The sequence below is a fragment of the Neisseria sp. P0009.S007 genome, from assembly GCF_051962515.1.
Genome location: NZ_JBQCVF010001146.1, coordinates 1 through 262 on the forward strand (window position 1 = coordinate 1; position 262 = coordinate 262).

The window sequence follows — 262 nt, forward strand, 5'->3', positions numbered from 1 at the left end:
CTGCAACACGCCTCCTATATTACGAAACAGGCGGGCGGCGCAGGCGCGGTGCGCGAAGTGTGCGACCTGATTATGCGCGCGAAAGGTACGCTGGGCGCGGCTTTGAACGAGTACATCAAATGAGAGTAAGATGGCGGTACGGAATCGCATTCCCTTTGGTGCTGGCGGTCGCGCTCGGCGGATTGTCGGCATGGCTGGGGCGCATCAGCGAAATCGACATTGAAGAAGTCAAACTCAACCCCAACCAGCCGCAATATACGAT

Annotated in this window: 2 pseudogenes; both read left to right on the top strand. The window is 57.6% G+C overall.

The features are described from left to right. Positions 1–123: pseudogene (locus ACTHS3_RS18085) on the top strand (phenylphosphate carboxylase subunit delta); the annotation flags it as partial. Next, positions 120–262: pseudogene (locus tag ACTHS3_RS18090) on the top strand (LPS export ABC transporter periplasmic protein LptC); the annotation flags it as partial. The pseudogenes ACTHS3_RS18085 and ACTHS3_RS18090, both read left to right, overlap by 4 nt.